General features: G+C 68.3%; 7 protein-coding genes. 3 read left to right on the top strand and 4 right to left on the bottom strand.

The window, feature by feature from the left end:
- Nucleotides 1-266, bottom strand: a 266-nt coding sequence (locus tag AB3X43_RS00610; protein WP_369427959.1) for a hypothetical protein, incomplete at its 3' end; no start/stop codon positions are given.
- On the opposite strand from AB3X43_RS00610, the gene AB3X43_RS00605 reads away from it, so the two are divergent.
- Nucleotides 178-678 carry an EAL domain-containing protein gene (locus tag AB3X43_RS00605; protein WP_369427958.1) on the top strand — a complete coding sequence of 167 codons (501 nt, stop codon included), beginning with the start codon at nucleotides 178-180 and terminating at the stop codon, nucleotides 676-678. The two genes, AB3X43_RS00610 and AB3X43_RS00605, sit on opposite strands and share 89 nt — an antisense overlap.
- On the opposite strand, the gene AB3X43_RS00600 is transcribed toward AB3X43_RS00605, so the two are convergent.
- A complete protein-coding gene (locus tag AB3X43_RS00600; RefSeq protein ID WP_369427956.1) occupies nucleotides 629-1405 on the bottom strand; it encodes a DeoR/GlpR family DNA-binding transcription regulator in 777 nt (258 codons plus the stop codon). The two genes, AB3X43_RS00605 and AB3X43_RS00600, sit on opposite strands and share 50 nt — an antisense overlap.
- Before the next feature lie 57 nt (nucleotides 1406-1462).
- Here AB3X43_RS00600 and AB3X43_RS00595 point away from each other — a divergent pair, with 57 nt between their 5' ends.
- Nucleotides 1463-1849 (top strand): DUF4406 domain-containing protein, encoded by a 387-nt coding sequence (locus AB3X43_RS00595; RefSeq protein ID WP_369427955.1) that lies wholly within the window; start codon nucleotides 1463-1465, stop codon nucleotides 1847-1849.
- Here the strand turns inward: AB3X43_RS00595 and AB3X43_RS00590 are convergent, their stop codons facing one another.
- On the bottom strand, nucleotides 1850-2860 hold the full coding sequence (locus tag AB3X43_RS00590; protein WP_369427954.1) for an LLM class flavin-dependent oxidoreductase: 1011 nt from the start codon (nucleotides 2858-2860) through the stop codon (nucleotides 1850-1852). It lies immediately after the preceding gene.
- 41 nt (nucleotides 2861-2901) lie between these two features.
- Between AB3X43_RS00590 and AB3X43_RS00585 the strand changes: the two genes are divergently transcribed.
- Nucleotides 2902-3534: a tRNA-uridine aminocarboxypropyltransferase gene (locus AB3X43_RS00585; protein ID WP_369427953.1), complete on the top strand. Its 633-nt coding sequence runs from the start codon at nucleotides 2902-2904 to the stop codon at nucleotides 3532-3534.
- Here the strand turns inward: AB3X43_RS00585 and AB3X43_RS00580 are convergent.
- Complete coding sequence (locus AB3X43_RS00580) at nucleotides 3499-4194, bottom strand: protein kinase (protein ID WP_369427957.1); 696 nt, start codon at nucleotides 4192-4194, stop codon at nucleotides 3499-3501. The two genes, AB3X43_RS00585 and AB3X43_RS00580, sit on opposite strands and share 36 nt — an antisense overlap.
- Nucleotides 4195-4374: the final 180 nt, after the last annotated feature.

Below are 4374 nucleotides of genomic sequence, written 5' to 3'. Positions count from 1 at the left end.
CCTGCCTCACGCTGGGCCTGGTGTACGGCGCAGGGATGGCGTGGCTCTATGTGCATCGGTCGGACGAGCTTCGGTTGCTGATCGCCGGCATGCTCGCCACCTCGCGGCAGTTCGTCGCCAGTGGCCAAGCCGAGTTCGAGGCAGAACGCCAGCGGGAACTGCACCTCGTCTACCAGCCTGTGTTCGACACCCGCACGGGCGCACCCGACGCAGGGCGAGACGGCTCCGCTGTCCTTCATTCCGCTGGCAGAGGAAACCGGGCTCATCGTGCCGATCGGAGCCTGGGTGCTGCGCCAGGCCTGTGCCGACGCCGTGCGCTGGCCGCAACCGCTGCGGGTGAGTGTCAACCTGTCGCTCGTGCAGTTGCGCAGTCGCCACCTGATCGACGAAGTGCGGCAGGTGCTCGCCATGACCGAACTGCCCGCCGGACGGCTGGAGTTCGGGTTGACCGCGACGCTGCAGGACATGCGTGCGCTCGGCGTCGGGCTGGCACTGGACGACTTCGGGCCCGGCTTTTCGTCGCTGGCCTACCTGCAGCGTTTCCGCTTCGACCACCTCAAGATCGACCGCAGTTTCGTGCAGTTCCTGGTCGACCTTCTGGCGCAGACCCCTGAGACCAGCCGTCCCGCTATGCCCACAGCACCTCGATCCCCAGCGCCTGCAGCGGCGCCACGCTGACCAGCGGCGTGTCAGCGGCCACCACCAGCGTCGCCACCTCCACCGCCGGTGCGACCACATAGGCCGACGCCGCCCCGAGCTTCTCCGGCGACGCCATCACCACCGTCTCGGCTGCACATGCGTGCAGCGCCCGCTTGATGGCGGCCTCCTCGAAGTCCCCCGTGCTCAGCCCCGCCTCGGCGTGGATGCCGGTGACGCCCATGAAGCAGAGGTCGGCGCGGAGGTGGCGCACCGCCTCGATCGTGGTCGCGCCGACCGTGACCATCGAATGCTTGAACAGCCGCCCGCCGAGCAGGATGACCTCGATGTGCGGGTGGTCGCCACGCTCGCCGAGTTCGACCGCGATGGTCGGGCTGTGGGTGACGACGGTGGCGTGCAGCTCGGGTGGCAGGGCGCGGGCCAGCGCCGTCGTGGTCGTGCCGCCATCGAGCAGCACCACCTGTCCGGGCTGGATCAGCGCCGCTGCCCGCCGTGCCAGCGCCTGTTTGGCATCGGGCGCCACCTGGCGGCGCACGGCCATGTCGCCGATGGCCGCGGAAGCCGGCAGCGCACCGCCATGCACGCGCTGCAGCCGCCCTTCCCGCGCGAGTTCGCGCAGGTCACGGCGGATCGTGTCCTCGGAGATCTGCCATTCCTCGCTCAGCGCCTTGGCGACGACCTGACCGTCGCGGGCGAGACGCTGGAGGATGAACTGCTGGCGCTGGCGGGTGAGGAGGGTCGTGGACATGGTGCAGGGATCATAGTAGATTGCATGAACATCTACATTCATGCACGAGATTGCACGATGAAAAACGCATCCACCACCGACCGCACACTGCTGATCCTGATCGCCGGCCCCTACCTCTCCGGCACCGATGGCGACCCGCAGCGCATCGCTGCCAACCTGGCCCGCATGGAAGCCACGGCGCTGCCTCTCTACGAGCGCGGGCACCTGGCGATGATCGGCGAGTGGGTGGCGCTGCCGATCATCCACGCGGCAGGCGGGCGCACGCATGGCGACGAGGTGTTCCACCAATACCAGTACCCGGTGGCCGAGCGGCTGCTGTCGCGCTGCGACGCGGTGCTGCGCATTCCCGGGGAATCGCGCGGAGCGGACCAGGACGTGGCGCGGGCCAGGGCGCGCGGCCTGCCGGTCTACGAACGGATCGAGGACGTGCCAGTCAAGGTCTGATCAAGGAGTGACCGCAGGCACCACGTCGGTCGCGCACTGCGCGATCAGCTCGTAGGAGCGCAGCCGCGCCGCGTGGTCGTGCGTGGCCCCGGCGATGATGAGTTCGTCCGCACCCGTGCGCTCGACCAGCGCGCTCAACCCGTCGCGCACCGTCGCGGGCGAGCCGACCACCGCCACGGACAGCATCCGCTCGACCTGCCGGCGCTCGACCGGGCTCCACAGCGTGTCCATGTTGTCCACAGGCGGCGGCAGCGGCCCGCGCTGGTTGCGCACCATGCCAAGGAAGCGCTGCTGGATCGATGTGAACAACTTCTGCGCCTCGGTGTCGGTGTCGGCGGCGATCACATTGGTGCCGACCATGGCGTATGGCTGTGGATAACTGACCGACGGGCGGTAGGTGCTGCGGTAGATGTCGAGTGCCTGCGTCAGCAGGTCCGGCGCGAAATGCGAGGCGAAGGCGAATGGACGGCCCAGGTAGGCGGCCAGTTGCGCGCCGTAGAGGCTGGAGCCGAGCAGCCAGATCGGCACGTGCGTGCCGGTGCCGGGAATGGCCTGCACGGTCTGGCCGGCTTCCGGCTCGCCGAGGTAGCGCTGCAGCTCCATCACGTCCTGTGGAAAACTGTCCTCGTCGCTGCTGTGCAGATGGCGGCGCAATGCGCGGGCAGTGGCCTGGTCGGTGCCCGGTGCGCGACCGAGGCCGAGGTCGATGCGCCCGGGGTAGAGCGTGGCCAGCGTGCCGAACTGCTCCGCGACCACCAGCGGCGCATGGTTCGGCAGCATCACGCCACCGGAGCCGACGCGGATCGTCGAGGTGCCGCCGGCGATGTGGCCGACCAGCACCGCCGTGGCGGAGCAGGCCAGCCCGGCCATGTTGTGGTGTTCGGCGAGCCAGTAGCGGCGGTAGCCCCAGCGTTCGGCATGCTGCGCAAGGTCCAGCGCGTGGCGCAACGCGGTCGCGGCATCGCTGCCTGCGGTGATGGGGGCGAGGTCGAGGACGGAAACGGCGATCATGGGTGGATCTTCGCGCAATCCGCCTTGCCTTGCTGTCCGCCATGGAACATCCCCGCCGTCCGACTTGTCCACAATGTGTCCGCCCGCTGCGCACCTGCCTGTGCCGCTGGACCACGCCTGTGGACAACACCGTCGAGGTGCTGATCCTCCAGCATCCGCTCGAGACCGGGCAGGCCAAGGGCAGCGCTGTGCTGCTGCTGCAGAGTCTGGCAAACAGCAGGTTGTCCACAGGCGAGCAGTTCGACGCTGTCGCCCTGGACACCCTGCTGCACGCAGGCAACCGGACCAGCGTGCTGCTGTATCCGGAAGACCCAGGCCCCGCGCAGACTGTGGATCACGCACCCATTCCCGCCGAAGCAGAGCGACTGCGTCTGGTCGTGCTGGACGGCACCTGGCGCAAGAGCCGCAAGCTGCTGCACCTGAACCCGGCGTTGCAGCGCCTGCCACGGTTCGCGCTGGCCGAGCCCCCGCCTTCGCAGTACACGATCCGCAAGGCACACCGGCCCGACCAGTTGTCCACACTGGAAGCGACCTGCCTCGCGCTGGTGCAACTCGAACAGGCGCCCGCGCGGTATGCGCCGCTGTTGTCCGCGTTCGGCGCGTTCGTCGGCCACTTCGCCGCCACGGCCGAAGCCGCGTCAGCCCAGATCGGCGAGCGCGTCGACCAGGTCTGAGAACAGCGGCCGCTGCGTCACCTGCGGCTGCAGGCAGGCCCGGCACAACGCGGCAAGCCCCGTGCAGCGCGGATCGGCCGGGTTGTGCACAGCGGCCAGCAATTCTTCCAGCAGACAACCGAATGCACGCACTTCCAGCCGCTGCAGTGCCTCGGCCGTGGCGCGGCCACCAGGGTCGAAGAACGATGCGGCGCCGAAGTCGCTGAGCAACGCCCGGTCCATTCCGTTCCACAGGATGTTGTGGCCGTACAGGTCGCCGTGCACCAGCCCGCGGGCGTGCAGATGGGCCACTGCACTGGCCACGGAGCGCACAATTATCAACAGCTTGTCCACAGAAAGGGCGAACCCATCGGGATAGACATCGCGGCTGCAAGAGACGAAGCTCGGCGGCCCGGCCAGTGGCTGGAACGACGGGTCGAGCAGCGGCAGCACCAGACCTGGCGTGGGGTCGGCCGGGTTGTGGACAACGCCCTCCACGCCGATCAACCCGGGGTGTCCGGCAGCGGCGATGGTGGCCGCCATCTCGCTGTCCGGCAGGCCATCGCTGGTCACCGATCCCTTGAACAGTTTCACTGCCACAGCGGTGGATAACTGTTCACCGATTGTCCACATCGCTTTGTGGACAACACCGGATGCTCCCTCGCCAAGAACTCGGTGCATGCACAGATTTTCCCAGGAGATCTGTGGAATATCCGCCCTGTGGAGGCTGTGGTGAATCCTGTGGAAAACAGGGTTGCCAGCCAAGGCGATCCAGGCCAGCCGAGGCATCGACAGCAGCCAGGGCGGCAGCGTGTCCAGTCGGTTCGCAGCCAGCCGCAGCAGTGCCAGTTCTCCACAGCC

Origin of the sequence: Sphaerotilus sp. (assembly GCF_041083715.1) — a bacterium.
Taxonomy (GTDB): domain Bacteria; phylum Pseudomonadota; class Gammaproteobacteria; order Burkholderiales; family Burkholderiaceae_C; genus Sphaerotilus.
This window is presented reverse-complemented; position numbering and strand designations above follow the sequence as displayed.

Bases quoted from the DNA above. Each gene is read 5' to 3' on its own strand.
- AB3X43_RS00585 (WP_369427953.1), top strand. From the start codon at position 2,902: ATGGAACATCCCCGCCGTCCGACTTGTCCACAATGTGTCCGCCCGCTG.
- AB3X43_RS00590 (WP_369427954.1), bottom strand. From the start codon at position 2,860: ATGATCGCCGTTTCCGTCCTCGACCTCGCCCCCATCACCGCAGGCAGC.
- AB3X43_RS00580 (WP_369427957.1), bottom strand. From the start codon at position 4,194: ATGCACCGAGTTCTTGGCGAGGGAGCATCCGGTGTTGTCCACAAAGCG.
- AB3X43_RS00595 (WP_369427955.1), top strand. From the start codon at position 1,463: ATGAAAAACGCATCCACCACCGACCGCACACTGCTGATCCTGATCGCC.
- AB3X43_RS00600 (WP_369427956.1), bottom strand. From the start codon at position 1,405: ATGTCCACGACCCTCCTCACCCGCCAGCGCCAGCAGTTCATCCTCCAG.